Source organism: Geodermatophilus obscurus DSM 43160 (assembly GCF_000025345.1).
GTDB classification, from domain to species: domain Bacteria; phylum Actinomycetota; class Actinomycetes; order Mycobacteriales; family Geodermatophilaceae; genus Geodermatophilus; species Geodermatophilus obscurus.
In genome coordinates this window covers 3,237,470-3,255,904 of sequence record NC_013757.1, presented here as the reverse complement: position 1 = coordinate 3,255,904, position 18,435 = coordinate 3,237,470, and the positions used below count along the sequence as shown (strand labels likewise).

Annotated in this window: 18 protein-coding genes; 11 read left to right on the top strand and 7 right to left on the bottom strand. The window is 75.5% G+C overall.

Going from position 1 to position 18,435, the window contains the following annotated elements:
• Nucleotides 1–26: 26 nt before the first annotated feature.
• Nucleotides 27–773 (top strand): SDR family oxidoreductase, encoded by a 747-nt coding sequence (locus GOBS_RS15160; RefSeq protein WP_012949139.1) that lies wholly within the window; start codon nucleotides 27–29, stop codon nucleotides 771–773.
• Nucleotides 774–1,073: 300 nt separating this feature from the next.
• Nucleotides 1,074–1,847, top strand: coding sequence for a DMT family transporter (locus GOBS_RS15155; protein WP_208104303.1), 774 nt, complete (start codon nucleotides 1,074–1,076; stop codon nucleotides 1,845–1,847).
• A 61-nt stretch (nucleotides 1,848–1,908) separates the two neighbouring features.
• On the opposite strand, the gene GOBS_RS15150 is transcribed toward GOBS_RS15155, so the two are convergent.
• Nucleotides 1,909–2,787, bottom strand: coding sequence for a universal stress protein (locus tag GOBS_RS15150; protein WP_012949138.1), 879 nt, complete (start codon nucleotides 2,785–2,787; stop codon nucleotides 1,909–1,911).
• Nucleotides 2,788–2,914: 127 nt separating this feature from the next.
• On the opposite strand from GOBS_RS15150, the gene GOBS_RS15145 reads away from it, so the two are divergent.
• Nucleotides 2,915–3,922 carry an Acg family FMN-binding oxidoreductase gene (locus GOBS_RS15145; RefSeq protein ID WP_012949137.1) on the top strand — a complete coding sequence of 336 codons (1,008 nt, stop codon included), beginning with the start codon at nucleotides 2,915–2,917 and terminating at the stop codon, nucleotides 3,920–3,922.
• 94 nt (nucleotides 3,923–4,016) lie between these two features.
• On the opposite strand, the gene GOBS_RS15140 is transcribed toward GOBS_RS15145, so the two are convergent.
• The 4 genes from GOBS_RS15140 to GOBS_RS15125 all read right to left on the bottom strand — a co-directional run bounded on the left by GOBS_RS15140 (nucleotide 4,017) and on the right by GOBS_RS15125 (nucleotide 5,872).
• Complete coding sequence (locus GOBS_RS15140) at nucleotides 4,017–4,826, bottom strand: DUF998 domain-containing protein (RefSeq protein ID WP_012949136.1); 810 nt, start codon at nucleotides 4,824–4,826, stop codon at nucleotides 4,017–4,019.
• Complete coding sequence (locus GOBS_RS15135; protein WP_012949135.1) at nucleotides 4,814–5,263, bottom strand: hypothetical protein; 450 nt, start codon at nucleotides 5,261–5,263, stop codon at nucleotides 4,814–4,816. Before GOBS_RS15135 ends, GOBS_RS15140 begins: the two co-directional genes overlap by 13 nt.
• Before the next feature lie 23 nt (nucleotides 5,264–5,286).
• Complete coding sequence (locus tag GOBS_RS15130; protein ID WP_012949134.1) at nucleotides 5,287–5,484, bottom strand: hypothetical protein; 198 nt, start codon at nucleotides 5,482–5,484, stop codon at nucleotides 5,287–5,289.
• Between the two features lie 73 nt (nucleotides 5,485–5,557).
• Complete coding sequence (locus GOBS_RS15125) at nucleotides 5,558–5,872, bottom strand: hypothetical protein (RefSeq protein ID WP_243697509.1); 315 nt, start codon at nucleotides 5,870–5,872, stop codon at nucleotides 5,558–5,560.
• 297 nt (nucleotides 5,873–6,169) lie between these two features.
• Between GOBS_RS15125 and GOBS_RS28245 the strand changes: the two genes are divergently transcribed.
• Together GOBS_RS28245 and GOBS_RS28240 are read left to right on the top strand one after the other, a co-directional pair.
• Nucleotides 6,170–7,141, top strand: a complete 972-nt coding sequence (locus tag GOBS_RS28245; RefSeq protein WP_049788317.1) for a single stranded DNA-binding domain-containing protein — start codon at nucleotides 6,170–6,172, stop codon at nucleotides 7,139–7,141.
• Nucleotides 7,138–8,754 (top strand): ExeM/NucH family extracellular endonuclease, encoded by a 1,617-nt coding sequence (locus GOBS_RS28240; protein WP_049788314.1) that lies wholly within the window; start codon nucleotides 7,138–7,140, stop codon nucleotides 8,752–8,754. Before GOBS_RS28245 ends, GOBS_RS28240 begins: the two co-directional genes overlap by 4 nt.
• A 152-nt stretch (nucleotides 8,755–8,906) precedes the next feature.
• Here GOBS_RS28240 and malQ read toward each other — a convergent pair whose 3' ends face one another.
• Nucleotides 8,907–10,739, bottom strand: coding sequence for a 4-alpha-glucanotransferase (gene malQ, locus GOBS_RS15115; protein WP_012949132.1), 1,833 nt, complete (start codon nucleotides 10,737–10,739; stop codon nucleotides 8,907–8,909).
• A gap of 207 nt (nucleotides 10,740–10,946) precedes the next feature.
• Here malQ and GOBS_RS15110 point away from each other — a divergent pair, with 207 nt between their 5' ends.
• The gene (locus GOBS_RS15110) at nucleotides 10,947–11,933 is read left to right on the top strand and encodes a tripartite tricarboxylate transporter substrate binding protein (RefSeq protein ID WP_012949131.1); all 987 of its coding nucleotides are present in this window, start codon (nucleotides 10,947–10,949) and stop codon (nucleotides 11,931–11,933) included.
• A gap of 24 nt (nucleotides 11,934–11,957) precedes the next feature.
• Here GOBS_RS15110 and GOBS_RS15105 read toward each other — a convergent pair whose 3' ends face one another.
• On the bottom strand, nucleotides 11,958–12,872 hold the full coding sequence (locus tag GOBS_RS15105) for a LysR substrate-binding domain-containing protein (RefSeq protein WP_012949130.1): 915 nt from the start codon (nucleotides 12,870–12,872) through the stop codon (nucleotides 11,958–11,960).
• Between the two features lie 119 nt (nucleotides 12,873–12,991).
• Here GOBS_RS15105 and GOBS_RS15100 point away from each other — a divergent pair, with 119 nt between their 5' ends.
• The 5 genes from GOBS_RS15100 to GOBS_RS15080 are packed head-to-tail and all read left to right on the top strand — an operon-like array spanning nucleotide 12,992 to nucleotide 18,401.
• Nucleotides 12,992–13,492, top strand: coding sequence for a tripartite tricarboxylate transporter TctB family protein (locus GOBS_RS15100; protein ID WP_012949129.1), 501 nt, complete (start codon nucleotides 12,992–12,994; stop codon nucleotides 13,490–13,492).
• Nucleotides 13,489–15,099 carry a tripartite tricarboxylate transporter permease gene (locus tag GOBS_RS15095; RefSeq protein WP_012949128.1) on the top strand — a complete coding sequence of 537 codons (1,611 nt, stop codon included), beginning with the start codon at nucleotides 13,489–13,491 and terminating at the stop codon, nucleotides 15,097–15,099. Before GOBS_RS15100 ends, GOBS_RS15095 begins: the two co-directional genes overlap by 4 nt.
• A complete protein-coding gene (locus tag GOBS_RS15090) occupies nucleotides 15,096–16,064 on the top strand; it encodes a Bug family tripartite tricarboxylate transporter substrate binding protein (protein ID WP_012949127.1) in 969 nt (322 codons plus the stop codon). The genes GOBS_RS15095 and GOBS_RS15090 overlap by 4 nt, the downstream gene beginning before the upstream one ends.
• Nucleotides 16,045–17,739, top strand: coding sequence for a thiamine pyrophosphate-binding protein (locus GOBS_RS15085; RefSeq protein WP_012949126.1), 1,695 nt, complete (start codon nucleotides 16,045–16,047; stop codon nucleotides 17,737–17,739). The genes GOBS_RS15090 and GOBS_RS15085 overlap by 20 nt, the downstream gene beginning before the upstream one ends.
• Nucleotides 17,736–18,401: a 3-oxoacid CoA-transferase subunit A gene (locus GOBS_RS15080; RefSeq protein ID WP_012949125.1), complete on the top strand. Its 666-nt coding sequence runs from the start codon at nucleotides 17,736–17,738 to the stop codon at nucleotides 18,399–18,401. The genes GOBS_RS15085 and GOBS_RS15080 overlap by 4 nt, the downstream gene beginning before the upstream one ends.
• The last annotated feature ends 34 nt before the right edge of the window (nucleotides 18,402–18,435 follow it).

Sequence of the window (18,435 nt, the reverse complement as noted above, 5' to 3'; positions counted from 1 at the left end):
GGACCGGTCCGGCCAGACTGCAGCGCATGGACGTTCTGGTGACGGGTGGGACGGGGCGGCTCGGCCGGCTCGTCGTCGAGCGACTGAGCGACGGCGGCCATGGGGTGCGGCGGATGTCGCGTCGCGGGACCGGGCCGGGCGGGGTGCGCGGCGACCTGGCAACCGGCCGTGACCTGCCGGCGGCGCTGGCCGGCGCGGAGGTCGTGGTGCACGCGGCCAGTGACGCGCGCGGCGACTACTGGGAGGCCGACGTCGCCGGGACGCGGCGGCTGGTGCAGGCGGTGGACCGGGACCGGCTGCGCCACCTCGTCTTCGTCTCGATCGTCGGGGTCGACCGCGTCCCCTACGGCTACTACCACGCCAAGTACGCCGCCGAGCAGGTGCTGCTGGCCTCGGGGCTTCCCGTGACGCTGCTGCGGATCACCCAGTTCCACGACTTCGTCGACCAGCTGCTGGACACCGCCCGGCGCGGCCCGCTGCTGCCGGTGCCGATGGGCTGGCGGCTGCAGCCGGTCGACGTCGCCGACGCCGCCGCCCACACCGCCGAGGTCGGGGTCGGGTCGCCGGCCGGGGGCGTCGTCGAGTTCGGCGGGCCGGAGGAGCTGACCGCGGCGGAGGTCGCGCGGGCGTGGGCCGCCGCCCGCGAGCCGGGCACCCACGTGGTGGCCACGCCGGTGCCCGGCCGGCTGTCGGCCGCCGTCCGGGACGGCGCTGCGCTGCCCACCGGGGGCCCGCGCGGACGGCGCACCTACGCCGAGCACCTGCGCGGCTGAAGAAGGACCCCTCCACCCCCGGCCCCCTCCCGGGGCCCGAGGCGGGCTCGCGAGAGGTGGGGGGAGAGGTCCTTCGACTGCCCGGCACCGCAAGGAAGAGGACGACGTCCGGAACCCGCCGGGCGGGGGCGGTCTGGCGACCCGAGGTCGCTGCGTGCCCCACCGCTCCGCCGTCCCCGTGCTGGCCGCCGTCGTCGCCACCGTCCTGGCCTGGGCGTCGGCGTTCGTCGCCATCCGCGCCGTGGGGGCCGACCTCTCGCCGGGCCGCTGGCGCTGGGCCGGCTGCTGGTCGGCACCGCGGTGCTCGGCGCGCTGCTGGGCGTCCCCCGGCGTCCGTGGGTGGCGCCCACCGGGCGCGAGTGGCGGCTCCTCGCGGTCTGCGGGGTCGGCTGGTTCGGCGTCTACAACGTCGCGCCCAACGCGGCCGAGCAGCACCTGGACGCCGGGACGACGGCGATGCTGGTCAACGTCGGGCCGATCCTCATCGCCGTTCTGGCCGGGCTCTGGCTGGGGGAGGGGCTGCCGCGGTGGCTGGTCGCCGGCCTGGCGGTCGCCTTCGCCGGCGTGCTGCTGATCGGCGTGGCCACCCGCGGTGGTGACGCCGACGCCGGAGGCGTGGTGCTCTGCCTGGTCGCCGCCGTCACGTACGCGGTCGGCGTCGTGGCGCAGAAGTCGGTGCTGCGCCGACTGCCCCCGCTGCAGGTCACGTTCACCGCGTGCGCCATCGGCACGCTGTGCTGCCTGCCCTCAGCGGGGTCGCTCGCCGCGGAGCTGGGGCAGGCGCCGTGCGGGTCGGTCGCCGGGCTGGTCCACCTGGGCGCGGTGCCGACCGCGCTGGCGTTCAGCACGTGGGCGTACGCCCTGGCGCGGACCGGTGCGGGGCGGCTCGGTGTCACCACCTACCTCGTGCCGCCGCTGGTGGTGCTCATGGGCTGGCTGCTGCTCGCCGAGGTGCCGCCGGCCCTGGCCGTCGTCGGCGGCGGGGTGTGCCTGGCCGGCGTGGCGCTGTCCCGCCGGCGCGCGCCGGTGCGCCGGCCGCAGGTGCAGCGGGCCGGCGCGGGCGCGGGCGCCTGAGGGAGGACCCCCGGCCCCCACCACTCGCAGGCTCGCGGCGGGACCCCGCAGGGCGGCCGGCTCAGCTCGCGGGCCGGGACGGGACGACGAGCACCGGCCGGTGCGCACAGTGCAGCAGCGCGCGGGTGACGTGGCCGACCAGGGTGTCGCGGGCGCCCCCGCGGCCGCGGCTGCCCACGACGACCACCGCCGCGCGGCGACGGGCGGCCTCGTCGGCCAGGGTCGCCGCGGTGGCCCGCGGCCGGCCGGCCCGCCCGGAGCAGCGGACGGTGACCAGCTGGGTGCCCTCGACGGGGGACGGGGCGGGGGAGCCCACGGACTCCTCGACGGTGACCATCAGCCGCGTCCGGTGCGCGAACAGCGTGGTGGCCGCGGTGAGCGCCCGCTGCGCGTGCTCCGAGGCGTCGTTGCCGACGACGACCGGCCCGGACTCCACCGCCGCCCACTCCACCGTGGTCAGCGGGTGCGGGATGACGAGGACCGGCACCGGGCTGACGTGCACCACCAGCTCCGAGACGCTGCCCATCGAGGCGCGCATACCGCTCATCCCGCGTGAGCCGACGACCATCAGGTCGGCGTCGAGCTCCTCGGCGGTGCGGGCGAACGCGTAACCGTCGCCGCCGTAGGTGCGCTTGACCAGCGGCTCGGCGTCCCACCCAGCGGCCCGGGCGAGTTTCACGCCGTTGCCGGCCAGTCGTTCGGACTCGGCCCTGCCCTCGGTCTCCACCAGCCGGCCCAGCGCCTCGGCGTTGGAGGCGCGTTCCATGACGCGGTGCCGCAGCTCGGGGGAGGTGAACGGCGGCTCCCACAGGTTCAGGATCGAGGCGGTGGCCGTGGGCAGCAGCGTGGCGGCCGCCTCGATCGCGTTCACCGCGCTGGGCGACCCGTCGTAGCCGACGAGGACGTGCGGGCTCCGGACGCCGGTGTCAGGTGAGCTCATGGCGCGCATCGTCCTCCGGCGGCGCCGGGATCGGGAGGGGCTCGCGACCGTCGACCTGTGGCCGCTGATCCGCTAGGCAGGGGGGCGGGCCACGGTGGTCGTCGGCCCCGAGCGTGGAGGAGCGGGGATGGACCAGCAGCAGTGGACGGCGGTGGTGGCCGCCGCCACCCGGGCGCCGTCGGTGCACAACACCCAGCCGTGGCGCTTCACCGCTGCCGGCGACCGGCTGGACCTGCACCGGGACCGCGAGCGGGCGCTGCCGGTCCTCGACCCGACCGGCCGGCAGCAGGTGATCAGCTGCGGTGTGGCCGCGGAGTTTGCCGCCGTCGCGCTGCGCGCCACGGGCGTCGAGGCGGACGTCGAGCTGCTGCCCACGCCCGAGGACCCCGACCACCTGGCCACCGTGCGCGCCGGGGCGACCTGCGACGTCACGCCCGCGGACACGGCCCTGGCCGAGGCGATCGCCCGCCGGCACACCGAGCGGGCGCCGTTCCTGCCGCGCGCCGTCCCCGACGAGGTGGTCGAGCGGTTCGCGGCCGACGCCGGGCGGCTCGGGGTCTGGCTGAAGGCGGTCACCGGCTCCGAGGAGGAGGTCGCCACCGCCTTCCTCGTCTCCCGTGCCGAGGAGCTGGAGCGCAGCGACCCCGGCTACCTCGCCGAGCTCGAGCGGTGGCTGCGGACCGACCCGGCCGCGGTGGACGGCATCCCGGTCGGCGCGGTACCGGAGGAGGACCCGGCGACGCGGCCGTCGAACTGGCTCGTCCGCGACTTCGTGGCCGGCAGCCGCGCGCCGCACACCTTCCTGCCGCCCGGCGACCCGGCGGCGCCACCGCCGGAGGTGGAGCGTCCGACCGTCGTCCTGCTGGGGACCGACGGCGACGACGCGACGGCGTGGCTGCTCGCCGGGCGGGCACTGGGCCGGCTGCTGCTGACCGCGACGACGGAGGGCCTGGCGGCCTCGCCGCTGACCCAGGCGCTGGACTGGCCGGTCACTCGCACCCGGATGCGCGCCAGGCTCTCGTTGATCGGCCATCCGCAGATGCTGCTGCGGATGGGCTACCCGTCGACCCGGGGCGGGAGCGTCTCCGGACGGCGCCCGGTCAGCGACGTCCTCCGGTTCGAGTCGGCGCGGTGACGGAGGACCCCGTTCTGCCCCCTCCGCAGGCTCAGAGCGAAGCCCGGAACGGGGCCGGCGGGACCCGGCAGGGAGCCCGAGGAGGGTGGTCCTCTCAGGTGTGGCGGCGGGAGGCGGCCCAGGGGTCCTCGGGGTCGAAGTCGTCGTCGTCCGGCTCGGCGTCGGCGGGGGTGCGCTGCGGCCGGGTGGGGTCGGGCAGGCCGACCGCGGCCTCCAGCGCCGCGTCCCGCTCCCTGGCGCGCTCGGCGCGTTCGACCCGCTCCCGGGCGCGCAGCTCGCGGCGGGACGGGCGCGGCTCGGTCTGCGGGCGCCGGCCGAGCGCCCAGAGCCCGGCGCCGGCCAGCGCCAACCCGATCGGGACCGGGTAGGCCGACGCGCGCTCGGTACCGCCCTCGCCGAGGAACGAGGTGATGCCGAGGGCGAAGAAGACGGTCATCGCGGTGCTCAGCAGGCCCAGCAGCGCCAGCCCCGTCCCCAGGGCCTCCGAGCGCGGCCGGACGGCATAGGCCAGGGCCAGCAGCGTGAGGCCCCCGCCGACCAGGTGCAGCCCGGCGCCGGCCTGGTGCAGGTCCTCCTGCCCGTCGAGCGGGAAGAGCCCGACGAGCACCACGCCGACCGCGGCCGCGGTGAGGAAGGCGGCGGCCAGCCGGCCGCCGAGGCCGGTCAGGGCCGGGCACAGCAGGACGGCGCCGGCGCCGATCAGCAGGCCCTGGACGACGAACGAGGCGTTCATCAGCAGCGGCGCCGCGGAGGCCGACGTGCCCAGCTGGCTGATGACGTCGTCGGCGCGGCTGTGGGCGACGCCGGTCTGCAGCTGGACGACGGTCTCGACGACGAAGAACTGCAGCGTCAGCAGCCAGGCGATCGCGCCCCAGCGGTACCGGGTGGGAGTCACGTCGGCCATGGTCCCAGCGCGGCGTCCGGGCGCGGGGGCAGGTGGGCGAGGACGGCGGCGTACTGCTCCGGGGACAGCCACGAGGGGTTGCTGCCGGCCGGCATCCGCAGCACCTCGGCGTCCCGGGCGGCGGGGTCGGCCAGCAGGTCGGCGCGCGCGACGGGGGAGGGCAGGCGGGTCAGCCGGACGGCGACGACCGGGCCGCCGTCGCGCTCCTCGGCCTCGCCGGTCACCTCGCCGAGCGCGTGCACACCGGGGGCGGTGCGGCCGCTGATCCACAGCAGGCAGGGCTGGCCGGGGCGCACGAGGTCCAGCCGGTAGGAGCGCCGGACGCAGCGGGTCAGCTCACGGGCCGTGCCCACCCGCCAGCCGGGCTCGATCAGCTCCGGCGGGCGGGTGGACTTGAGCACCCAGCAGGCGACGTCCCCGGGTCCGAGGGGGCTCAACGGAAGCGCACCGTCACCGCAGGTCAGTCGGTGGCGGAGTGGGTGTCCGCGCCGGCGGGGTCGGCGTCGTCGGAGTCCACCATCTGCCGCTCCTGCTCCGTGCGGTGCTGCAGTTCGTCGTCGGAGCGGGTGTAGCCCCCGGCGTGCTGCTGGCGGTCGCGCGGAGCCGACTCGGTGGGGGTCATGACGTCGTCGAGGTTCGGACGGTCGGGCTCGCTCACGGGTCTCTCCACTTCGTCGGGGACGGTGCGTCGGGAGAGGCCATAGCCACCCGGCGACGACGGTAACCCGCGATCAACGTTGCTCGAGCAGCGTGGCGGGGACCCAGGCCTCGACGAGCACCGTCCCCTGCGCCCCGGCGACGGCGTAGGTCACCCGGCCCTGCCAGGCGCCGTCGGCCTGCCGCCACTCGACGAGCAGCCCCGGCCACACGCCGGGGGCGCCGGGCGGGTCGTGCACCCAGCAGTGCCGGCCGCGCGCGCGACCCTCCCGGGGTGCCGGGTCCGCCGGGCGGGGCGGCGCCGGCGGCTCCGGTCGGCCGACGCCCGAGCGCGCCGCGCGCTCGCCGAGGGAGCGACCGGACCGCCCGGGGTGCATGCCGCCAGCCACGGGCAGAGTGTCGCACGAGGTCGAACGCCTGTTCGACGCGAGCGCCCCGGTGGGCGGCGGGCCGCCGGGCCGGTGACCACGGCGGACGACGCCTTCCCCGAGGGCCCCACAGGTGTCGGATGCGGTGACGCTGCGGAACTCGTGATCTCCGTTGGGCGTGTCATCGGTCGCTCACCTAACGTCACCACCGTGTCCACGTCGCGCCCGCGGCGTCCGGTCGTCCCCGCCGCTCACCGGAGGTCCTCCACCGTGCACACACCAGCACACCGTCCGGGCCGCGGAGCCGCGCGCGCCGCCGTGGGCGCCACCGCCGTCTCCCTCGCCGTCGTCGCTCTGCCGGCCCTGGCGTCGGCCGCCCCGACCGCGCCGTACGTCTCGGAGGTCCACTACGACGACACCGGTGCCGACAGCGGGGAGTTCGTCGAGGTCACCATCCCGCCCGGCACCACGTCCGCAGGCCTGTCGGTCGTCCTCTACAACGGCGCCGGCGGTGCCCCCTACGCGACGCTGGACCTGCCGGCCGTCCCTGCGCCGGCCGGTGCGCCGGGGGCCGTGGCCGTCGACGCACCCGGCCTCCAGAACGGCAGCCCGGACGGCCTCGCGCTGGTGCAGGGCGGCGCGGTCGTGGAGTTCCTGTCCTACGAGGGGGTCGTCGCCGCCACGAGCGGTCCGGCCGCCGGCACCACGAGCACCGACATCGGCGTCGCGGAGGATGGTGTCCCGGAGGGCCGGTCACTGTCCCGGCTGGTCGACACCGGCACCGGGGAGCTCCGGTGGCAGGCCGCCGCCCCGAGCACCCGCGGCGTGGTCGACCCGGCCACCACCCGGCCGCAGGTCCCGGCGACGGACCCCTGCGGCGTCCCCGCGGGCGGGGGCACGGCGATCGGCGCGGTCCAGGGCAGTGGCGCGGCGACGCCGCTGGCCGGGCGGACGGTCACCGTGCGGGGCACCGTCGTGGGCGACCTGCAGGGCGAGGGCGGCCTCGAGGGCTTCCACCTGCAGGACGCCGGGGACGACGACGCCGCCACGTCCGACGGCGTCTTCGTCCTCAGCACCGTCCCGGTCGCGCTCGGCGACGAGGTCGCGGTCACCGGCGTGCCGGGCGAGTCCCATGGCCAGACGCAGGTCACCGCGCCGACCGACGTCGCCGTCTGCGGGGACGACCTGCTGCCCGAGCCCGGGGCCGCGCCCCTCGACCTGCCCGCGGGGGACGACGTCCGCGAGCGGCTGGAGGGGATGCGCGTCGAGCCGGCCGACCCCTCACCGTGAGCGAGGTCTTCGCGCTCACCCGCTACGGCGAGCTGACGCTGTCCGAGGGCGGCGTCCTCGTGCAGCCGACCGAGCTGGCCCGGCCGGGCACCGAGGAGGCCGCCGCGGTCGCCACCGCCAACGCCGCCCGCAGGATCGTGCTCGACGACGGGCGGGACGACTCGACCAGCGTGCGCGACCGGCCGTACCTGTCGCCGTCGTCGCCGGTGCGGGTCGGGGACGTCGTCCGGTTCGAGGAGCCGCTCGTGCTGGCCCACGGCTTCGGCGGGTGGCGCCTCCAGCCGGCCGACGGCACCGCCGACGGCGTCCTCGCGCCGCAGGACACGCGGACGGGGGCTCCCGGGCCGGTCGGCGGCGACGTGCGGCTGGGCACCTTCAACGTGCTCAACTACTTCCTCACCTGGACCGGCCCGGACGCCCGCGGCGCCCGCGGCGCCGCCCAGTTCGAGAAGCAGGCCGACAAGATCGTCAGCGCAATCACCGCGCTGGAGGCCGACGTCGTCACGCTGCTGGAGGTCGAGGACACCGACTCCACCGGCTGGACGCCCGGCAACGCCGACACCGCGCTGGCCGACCTGGTGGACCGGCTCGACGAGGCCGCCGGGGCGGACGTGTGGGCGTTCGTCCCGATGCCGCGGGACCTCTACGCCGTCGACCGCGACGTCATCCGCAACGGGATCGTCTACCGCGCCGACGTCGTCCGGCCGGTCGGGGAGCCGGTCGGCCTGGCCGACGAGAGCGTGTGGGGCAACGCCCGCGAGCCGCAGGCGCAGACGTTCAGCAAGGACGGCGACGTCCTCACCGTGGTCGCCAACCACTTCAAGTCCAAGAACGACAGCGAGCCGCCGCAGTCGGGCGACGACAACGCCGACTCCGGCGACGGGCAGGGGGCCTTCAACGGGGACCGGGTGCGGCAGGCGCAGTCGGTGGCCGCCTTCGCCGGGCGGCTGGCCGAGGAGACCGGCGACCCCGACGTCGTCCTCATGGGCGACCTCAACGCCTACAGCCGGGAGGACCCCGTCGAGTCCCTGCGGGAGGCCGGGTACACCGACCTCGGCGAGGAGTTCGACCCCGGCCGGTACAGCTACGTGTTCGACGGGCTGTCCGGCTCGCTGGACCACGCGATGGCCAGCGCGTCGCTGACCGCGAAGGTCGAGGGTGTCTCGCACTGGGCCGTCAACTCGGTCGAGTCCTCCGCCTACCAGTACACCGGCGACCCGGACCTCTACGCCGGCGACCCGTACCGGTCCAGCGACCACGACCCGTTGGTCGTCGGCATCGACCTCGAGGAGCGCTGCCAGGGACTCGTCCCGACGATCCGCGGCACCGAGGGGGACGACGTGCTGCGCGGCAGCAACGGCCGCGACGTGGTGATGGGCCTCGGCGGGGACGACGTCCTGCACGGCGGCAACGCCGACGACGTCCTCTGCGGCGGCGCCGGCCGGGACACGGTCGCCGGTGACAGCGGGGCCGACGTCCTGGTCGGCGGCCTCGGGGACGACGTCCTCGACGGTGGCAACGGCGACGACGCCCTGGTCGGCGGCCCCGGCGAGGACGTCCTCGAGGAGGGGGAGGGCAACGGCACGCGGCAGCCGGAGGGGCCGGAGTCCTGAGAGAGGACCCTCCTGCTCCCCGGCCCCGTCCCGAGGCTCACCCCGAGCCTGCGAGGGGTGAGGAGGACGGCGTCCTTCTCCTGCGGGAGGGCCGTTCCATCACGTCGCCCGGCCGGCGCAGACCCCGCATCGGGGTCCGCGCCGGCCACGTCTCAGGACCCCTCGAGGCCCTCGGCGAGGGTCCGGGCCACGGTCTGCAGCAGCGGGTGCGCCGGCAGGTCCTCCACGGTCACCGGCAGCGGCAGCGACCAGTTGGGCCGGTCGGTGGTGCCGGGCATGTTGGGTCGGCGCCGTTCACCGACGGCGTCGTCCAGGGTGGCCGACAGCAGCAGCGACGGGGCCTGCGCCAGCAGCTCGTGCGCCCGCTTCACCGCCGTGTCGGGCCGGGCGTTCCTCCGCACACCGGGCAGCTTCTCCAGCAGCGACGTCCGGCCGCGCTCGAGCTCCTCGTCGGTCCCGGTGCCGCGCTCGCGCTGCTCCTCGAGGTCCGCGCCGGTCCACAGCCCCGCCACGGTGGGCAGGTCGTGCGTGGTGATCGCGGCCATCGCCGTCTCCGGCCACGCGGCCGGTGCCTCCTCCTCGAACCACAGCAGCCGGTAGCTGAGGATGCCGTGCTCGGCCATCGCCTCGCGGACGCCCTCCTCGACGGTGCCCAGGTCCTCACCGACGACGACCGCCTGCGCGCGGGAGCTCTCCAGCGCGACGATGTCGAGCAGGTCCTCGGCCGGGTAGCGCACGTAGGCGCCGTCCGCGGCGCTCTCGCCGGCGGGCACCCACCACAGCCGGAACAGGCCCATGACGTGGTCGATGCGCAGGCCGCCGGCACCGGCCATCGTGGCCCGGATCGACTCGACGAACGGCTCGTAGTCCGCGGCGCGCAGCTGCCAGGGGACCAGCGGCGGGGAGCCCCAGTCCTGGCCCTGCGAGTTGAAGGCGTCCGGCGGGGCGCCGACGGACGCGCCCTGCGCCAGCACGTCCTGCCAGGTCCAGGCGTCCGCGCCGCCGCCGGCGACGCCGATCGGCAGGTCCTGGATGACGGTCATGCCCTCGGTGGCCCGTTCCAGCTGCAGGTGCAGCGCCCACTGCAGCCACGCGTGGAAGGCGACGTCGCGCTCGTGCTCGGCGACGAAGTCCCCGACGGCGCCGCTGCGCGGGTCGCGCAGCTCCTCGGGCCACGCGTGCCAGTCCGGGCCGTGCACGTCGGCCAGCGCGCACCAGGTGGCCCAGTCCTGCAGCTTCTGGCCCTGGTACCACCACCACTCGGGGAAGGCGGGGTCGTCGCGGCCGGCGGCGTCGAAGACGCGGCGCAGCACCTCCCGCTTGCGCGCCCAGACGGCGTCGCGGTCGATGAGCTCGCCGTCGCTGAGCGCGTGGCCGGTCTCGGCGTCGAGGTCGACGGCGTCCGCGCCGGGCGCCTCCTCGACCCGCAGGTACACCGGGTTGCGGAACCGGCGGGTGGCCGGCAGGTAGGGGCTGGCCTCCTGCTGCGGCGTCGGGGCGACGGCGTGCAACGGGTTGATGAGCACGAACCCGGCGCCCTGGCCGGCGGCCATCTCGCGGACGGCGCGCAGGTCGGCGAGGTCGCCGATGCCCCAGCTGCCGCGGCTGCGGGTGGCGTACAGCTGCACCGCCCAGCCCCAGGCGCGCTCGTCGGGGAGCCAGCACCGGCCGGGGGAGACGATGAGCCGGCGGCGCGGGCCGCCCGGGGCCTGCAGCCAGTGGTAGCCGAGCGGGAAGTCCTCGGGCAGCTCGCCGTCCACCTGTCGGCTCGACCCGTCCTCGAGCGTCACCTCCGCCTCGTCGACCTCCAGCACGTCGCCGGGGCGGGCCACGATGGGGGCCCGGTCCTCGAGGTCGGCCGGCGGGGTGCCGATGACCTCGCGCAGGCGCTCGATGGTGGCCTCGGCGACCTGGTGTTCCTCGTCGAGGGCGTCGAGCCAGGTGGCGTCGATGCCCCATTCGTCTGTGCTGGGAGTGCGCGTCACCCCCCGATACTCCCCAGCGCACCTGCCGCCCACACGGCAGGCCGCGCGTGGTGCCGCTCTCGGTCGGCTCTCTCGTCCCATGGCGCTGGTCACAGGTTCATGACGGTTCGCCGCTCCGGATGACATGCGTGTAACCGGCGCAGGAGGCTCCGGACGACGGCGCCCACCGCGGCGTCTCCGAAACGAGTGCACCCCGTGGAGGTACGCATGAGACACCCCCGGTCATCCCTGCCCGTCCTCGCGGCGGCGTCCGCCGTCCTGCTCACCGCCTGCGTGGCCGAGCCCGGGGAGGAGGGCGGAGCGGCGGCCGAGGCCTACCCGGCCGAGGACATCACCCTCTACGTGCCGTACGCGCCCGGCGGCCCCACCGACCTGGCCGCGCGGACCGTCGGTGACTGCCTGGCCGCGGACTTCGGCCGGACCGTGGTGGTCGAGAACCGGGAGGGCGCCTCCGGGTCGCTCGGGATGCAGGCGATGATCCAGGGCGGCGCGGACGGCTACAGCCTGTCGTTGATCGCGGTGCCGGCGTCGGCGACCAACCCGCTGCAGGAGGAGGTCGGCTACACCAACGACGACTACGTCCCCATCGCTGCGGTCACCGAGATCCCCTCGGTGCTGGCCGTGGGGCAGGGGTCGCGGTTCCCGGACGCGCGGGCGCTGTTCGCCGAGGCCCAGCAGAACCCGGGCCGGGTGACCGTCGGCGTGCCCGGCGCGACGACGTCCCAGGCCATGGAGCTGCAGCGGCTGGCCGAGCAGTACGGCGTCGAGCTGTCGCTGGTCCCGTTCACCGGCAACGCCGAGATGACCACCGCGGTGCTCGGCGGGAACGTCGACGCCGTCTTCATCAACGCCTCCCGGGACGTGCTGGAGAACATCGAGGTCGGCAGCTTCGTGCCGCTGGCGATCAGCCCGGAGGAGCGCGTCGACTACCTGCCCGACGTGCCGACGCTCGCCGAGCTCGGCTACCCCGAGCTCACCAACAGCGTGTCGGTCTTCGGGCTCGCCGCCCCGGCCGGCACGCCCGACGAGGTCCTGCAGACCCTCGAGGACGGCGTCGCCGCGTGCCTGGAGAAGCCGGAGGTGATCGAGATCCTCGGTGACCAGTACGTGCCCGACCAGTTCATCGGCCGGGACGACTTCCGCGCGCGGATCGACGAGATCGTCGAGGTCTACGGCCCCCTCCTGCAGGAGTAGGCGCTGATGGCGTCCGGGTGCCGGTCAGTGCTCGCCCGACCCCGGTCCGGGGCTGGGCAGGACCTCCTCGGCGGTGGCGAGGAAGCCCGCGAGCACCGGCGAGGAGTCGCTCTCGCGCCACGCGAGGGCGATCGGCACCCGGACGTCGACGCCGCCCGCGATCGGGGTGAACACGACGCCCTCGATCTGCAGCGTCTCGGCCGACGCGGGCATCAGGGCCACGCCGACCGCGGCACCGACCAGGGCCACCACGGTGTGCGTGTCCGGCGCCTCCTGGACGACGCGTGGCGTGAAGCCCGCGCTGAAGCAGGCGTGCACCGCGGCGTCCCGCAGCGCCGAGCCCTGCATCGAGACGTAGCTGACGAAGTTCTCGTCGGCGAGGTCGGCCAGGTGGACCTCCGGCTCGCCGGCCAGCGGGTGGTCCTGGGGCAGCACGGCCATCAGCGACTCGTTGAGGATGACCCGGCTGGCCAGCGGCCCCGCGGGCACCGGCGCACGCAGGAACCCGACGTCGATCCGGCCGTCGATGAGTGCGCTCACCTGGGCGGCGCTGAACACCGACGGCCGCAGCTCCAGCCGGACGTGCGGATAGCGCCGGCGATAGGCGCGGGCCATGCGGGGGAGCAGCCGCCAGGTGATCACGCCGGTGACCCCCACGCGCAGCTCACCGCGCTCGCCCCGTTCGGTGACCAGCACCGACTCGCGGGCCAGCTCGGCCTCCCGCAGGACGCGGTGGGCGTGCTCGAGGAACACCGTGCCCGCGCTGGTGAGCCGCACCTGCCGGGTGGTCCGCTCCAGCAGCACCGCGCCGACGTCCTGCTCGAGCTGCTTGACCTGCTGGCTGAGTGCCGGCTGGGCGAGGTGCAGCCGGCGGGCCGCCCGTCCGAAGTGGAGCTCCTCGGCCACGGCGGTGAAGGCCCGCAGGTGGCGCAGTTCCACGGATCCTCCGGATTGATGCGCGGGCGTTATGAGCGGCGGACCGATTCGGAATTGGACCACACGCAATGACCCCTCCTAGTGTCGGGCGTCACACCCGGCCGCGACCCGACGAGGAGCCCATGTCCGCGTCTCCTTCAGCACCGGCGCCCGCGCGACACCCCCGGCCCGCCCGGTCCCAGCTGCGCCGGATCGCCCCGCTGCTGCTCCTGGCGCTGGGGGTCGGGGCCCTGCTCACGGCTCGGGACATGGGCCTCGGCGAGCTCACCGCGCCCGGCCCCGGTCTGTGGCCGGCCATCGCGGCCGCGCTGCTGAGCGCCACGGCCTTCGTGCTGCTCTTCCTCGACCCGGCTGAGGACTACGAGCCCTGGACGGCCGGGACGGCGCGCATCGCCGCGGGCCTGGCCGGCCTGGCCCTGTTCGTCGTCCTGTTCCAGACGATCGGCTTCGTCATCCCGGCGTTCCTGCTGCTGTTCGCCTGGCTGCGCCTCCTCGCCGGCGAGTCCTGGCGGATGGCGCTGGTCCTCGCCGTGGCCGGGGCCCTCGTCCTGCACCTGGTCTTCGTGGTCGCCCTGGGCGTGCCGTTCCCCGCGGGCCCCGTCGACCAGCTGCTGGGGGCGTGACGGTGGGCATCTCCGACGGCATCCTCCAGGGCTTCGCGGTCGCCCTCGACCCCATCAACCTGCTCTACGTCTTCGCCGGCGTGCTGATCGGCACCGTCATCGGCGTGCTGCCCGGTCTGGGCCCCACCGCCACCATCGCGCTGCTGCTGCCGCTGACCTACACCATCGAGCCGGCGACCGCAGTGATCCTGCTGGCCGGCATCTACTACGGCTCGATGTACGGCGGGACGATCACCTCGGTGCTGCTGCGCCTCCCGGGCGAGGCGGCCTCGGTCGTGACCACCTTCGACGGCTACCAGATGGCCAAGCAGGGCCGGGCCGGGCCGGCCCTGGGCATCGCCGCCATCGGCTCGTTCGTCGGCGGCATCCTCTCGGTCCTCGGCCTGATGCTGCTCGCGCCGCCGCTGGCCGACCTGGCGGTCTCCTTCGGCCCACCGGAGTACGTCGCGCTGACCGCGCTGGGCATCCTGCTGGTCACCTACCTCGGCAGCGGGACGCCGCTGAAGAGCCTGTCGATGGCGGCGCTGGGCCTGCTGCTGGCCACCATGGGGCAGGACCCCATCACCGGCACCACCCGCTTCACGTTCGGCTCGGTCGCCCTCTTCGACGGGCTGGACTTCGTCGCGGTGGCCATGGGCCTGTTCGGGGTGGGCGAGATCCTGCACAGCCTGGAGCGCACCGACAAGGTGCAGGCGGTCACCCGCAGGATCAAGCACATCTGGCCCTCGCGGCAGGACATCCGGGACTCCTCCGGCGCCATCGCCCGTGGCTCGGTGCTCGGCTTCGTCATCGGGGTGCTGCCCGGCGGCGGAGGAGTGATCTCCTCGCTGGCCTCCTACGCGCTGGAGAAGCGGCGCGCCAAGGACCCCAGCCGCTTCGGCAGGGGCGCCATCGAGGGCGTGGCCGGGCCGGAGACGGCGAACAACGCGTCCTCCACCTCCGCGTTCATCCCGCTGCTCACCCTCGGCATCCCGGCCAACGTGGTGCTCGCGCTGATCTTCGGTGCCCTGCTGGTGCAGGGGGTGACCCCGGGTCCGCAGCTGATCAGCGAGGAGCCGGAGATCTTCTGGGGGGTCATCGCCTCGATGGTCGTCGGCAACGTGATGCTGCTGGTGCTGAACATCCCGCTGGTCGGGGTCTTCGTGCAGCTGCTCCGGGTGCGGGCCGGCATCCTCGCCGCCTTCGCGCTGCTGGTCACCATGGCCGGCGTCTTCTCGATCAGCAACGACTCCTTCGACATGTGGGTCGTGCTGGTCTTCGGCGTCATCGGCTGGCTGATGAAGAAGACCGGCTTCGAGCCCGGTCCGCTGGTCCTCGCCTTCGTGCTGGGCCAGATCATGGAGACCGCGTTCCGGCAGTCGATGCTGCTGTCCGGCGGCAGCCTGGACATCTTCGTCACCCGGCCGCTGTCCGGCGGCCTGCTGGCCGTCATGGCCGCGGTGGTGGTCATCAGCGTGGTCATGGCCCGGCGGCGGCGTGCCGTCTTCCGGCAGGTCGACCCCGACGAGGAGGCCGGCCCCGACACCGAGCCGGCGCCCGGGCACGAGACCCGCCGCACCCCTGCCGACGTCGACACCGACGTCCCGTCCGCACCTGGAGACCGATGAGACCCCCGCGCATCCTCGCCGCCCTGCTGGTCACCACCGCCGCCCTCGCCGGGTGCGCCGAGGACTCGACCTCCGTCGCCGCCGCCGACTACCCGTCGGAGGACATCCGGCTGCTGGTGCCCTACACCGCCGGTGGCCCGACCGACATCGCAGCGCGGGCGGTGGGTGCGCACCTGGAGGGAGAGCTCGGCCGGCCGGTCGTGGTCGAGAACCTGCCCGGGGCCTCCGGTGCCACTGCGTACGTCGAGATGATCTCCGCCGAGCCCGACGGCCACACGCTGTCGATGACGGCCCTGCCGACGGCGGTGCTGAACTACCTGTCCAACGACGTCGGCTACACCCGCGAGGACCTCGCGCCGGTCGGCGTGGTCACCCAGGTGCCCTCGGGCATCGTGGTGCCCGCCGACTCCCCGTACCAGGACGTGGAGTCGCTGTTCGCGGCCGCGCGGCAGGACCCCCAGGCGATCACCGTCGGGACGCCGGGCGCCACCAACACCCACGCCGCCGAGACCCGGCGGATCACCCAGCTGTACGACATCCCGCTGACCGTCGTCCCCTTCGAGGGCAACTCCGAGGTGCAGACGGCGCTGCTGGGCGGCAACGTCTCCGCGGGCTTCGCCAACCTCTCGCAGGACCTCCTCCCGGCGATCGAGGCCGGTGACCTGCGGGTGCTGGCCGTCGGTACCGAGGAGCGGCTGGACTACGTCGACGCGCCGACCTTCGTCGAGGCGGGCTACCCCGAGCTGGTGCAGAGCACGACGACCTTCGGCGTCATCGCGCCCGCAGGGACGCCGGAGGAGGTCGTCGCGACCCTCGAGGACGCGCTGCGCAGCGCCAGCGAGGACGAGGCGGTCGTCGAGGCCCTGGACCCCCGGTACGTGCCGGAGGAGTTCCTGGGCAGCGCGGACCTCGCCGACCTGTTCGCCGAGACGGAGGAGACCTTCCGTGGCGTCGTCGGCGACTGAGGCGACCGGGGTCGCGGCGGAGGACCGCACCGGAACGGGCGCCGACGCCCTGGTCGCGGCCCTGCAGGACCTCGGCGTGCAGACGGTGTTCGGGCTGCCCGGCGTGCACAACCTCGCCGTCTGGGAGGCCGCCGACGCGGCCGGCCTGCGGGTGGTCGGGGTCCGGCACGAGCAGGCCGCGGTGTACGCGGCCGACGGGTACGCCCGCGCGACCGGCCGGCTCGGCGTCGCGGTCGTCACCACGGGGCCCGGGGCGGCGAACACGCTCGGTGCCACGGGCGAGGCGATGGCCTCGGGTGCGCCGGTGCTGGTCGTGGCGACCGACATCCCGTCGACGCTGCGGCGCCCCGGCGTGTACCGCGGCGTCCTGCACGAGACGCGCGACCAGGCGGCCATGTTCGCCCCGGTCACCAAGGCCACCGTCGTGTCGGCGGCGGCCGGGGACCTCCACGCCGACACCGTCCGCGCCGGCTCGGCCGCCCTGCGCCCGTCGACCGGGCCGGTCTACCTCGGCGTGCCCACCGACCTGCTGAGCGCACCGGCCGGCAGCCCCGGACGGACGCCGGCGCCGCGCGACCCCGAGCAGCCGGTGGACGGCGACCAGCTGGCCCGCGCCCGCGAGCTGCTCGCCGGCGCCCGCCGCCCGCTGGTGTGGGCCGGCGGCGGGGCGCTGCGTTCCGGTGCCGGTGACCTCGTCGGCGAGCTGGCCGAGCGCCTCGCCGCGCCGGTGGTCACCACCTTCGGCGGACGCGGCCTGCTGCCCCCCGACCACCCCTGCCTGGTGCCCGGCCCCCCGCACGTCCCCGCGGTCGGCCGGCTGTGGGACGAGGCGGACCTGGTGGTCTCCCTGGGCAGCGACCTCGACGGGACGAACACCCAGAACTGGGCCATGCCGCGCCCGCCGGCGCTGCTCGCGGTCAACGTCGACCCCGCCGACGCCGCGAAGAACTACCCGGCCGACGTGGTGGTGACCGGCGACGTGGCCGCCGTGCTCGGCGCCCTGCTCGACGGCCTGCCGCAGCGGGACGGCCTGCCGGCCCTCCGGGAGACCCTCGACGCGACGGCCCAGCAGGTGCGGGCGCTGGTGCGCGCGGACGAGCCCCGGGCCGAGGGGCTGCTCGACGCGCTGGACCGGGTCTCCGACCGGACGGGGGTGCTGCTCGCGGACATGTGCATCGCCGGGTACTGGGCCGCCGCCTTCGCCCGGGTGCCGGGGCCGCGGCAGCTGGCCTACGCGCTGGGCTGGGGGACGCTCGGCTACGCCTTCCCGGCCGCGATCGGCGCCGCGCTGGCCGGCCGGGGGCGGGCCGTGGCCCTCGTCGGGGACGGCGGCTTCCTGTTCGCCTGCGGCGAGCTCGCCACCCTCGTCCAGGAGCAGCTGCCGGTCACGACGGTCCTCGTCGACGACGGCGGCTACGGGATGCTCCGGTTCGACCAGGTGCACTCCGGCGTCCCGACCCGCGGCGTGGACCTGGCGACCCCCGACTTCGTCGCCCTCGCGCGGTCCTTCGGCGTCCCGGCCCGGGCGGTCGACGGCTTCGGCGAGGAGTTTGCCGCCGCGTTGTCCGAGAGCCTCGACACCACCGGCCCGGACGTCCTGGTGGTCCGGGCGGCCCTCACCCCGCCGCCGTCCACCTCGCCCCGCTGGTACCGGCGCCGCCAGGGGGGCTCGTGATCGACAAGCGGGTGGCCACGCTCGCCGAGGCCGTCGCCGACGTCGCCGACGGCGCCACCGTGCTCGTCGGGGGCTTCGGCAACTCCGGCGTCCCCGTCGAGCTGGTGCACGCCCTGCTGGAGCAGGGCGCCCGGGACCTCACGGTGGTGACCAACAACGCCGGCAGCGGGGAGACCGACATCGCGGCGCTGATCCGCGAGCAGCGGGTCCGCCGGATCATCTGCTCCTACCCCCGCTCGGCCGGCTCGGTGTGGTTCGAGCAGTTCTGGCGCGCCGGCGAGATCGAGCTCGAACTCGTCCCGCAGGGCACCCTCAGCGAGCGGATGCGCGCGGCCGGCGCCGGTCTCGGCGGCTTCTTCACCCCGACCGGCGCGGACTCGCTGCTCGCGGAGGGCAAGGAGGTGCGGGTCCTCGACGGCCGCCGCCAGGTCTTCGAGCGGCCGCTGCCGGCCGACGTCGCGCTCATCAAGGCCGACCGCGCCGACCGCTGGGGCAATCTCGTCTACCGCACCGCGGCCCGGAACTTCGGCCCGACAATGGCGACGGCGGCCGCGCTGACCGTGGTCCAGGTGCGGCAGTTCGTGGAGCTGGGCGAGCTCGACCCCGAGGCCGTCGTGACGCCGGGCATCTTCGTCGACCGCGTCGTGGAGGTGGCCCCGTGACCGAGCTCGCGAGGTCACGCATGGGTGGAGCACC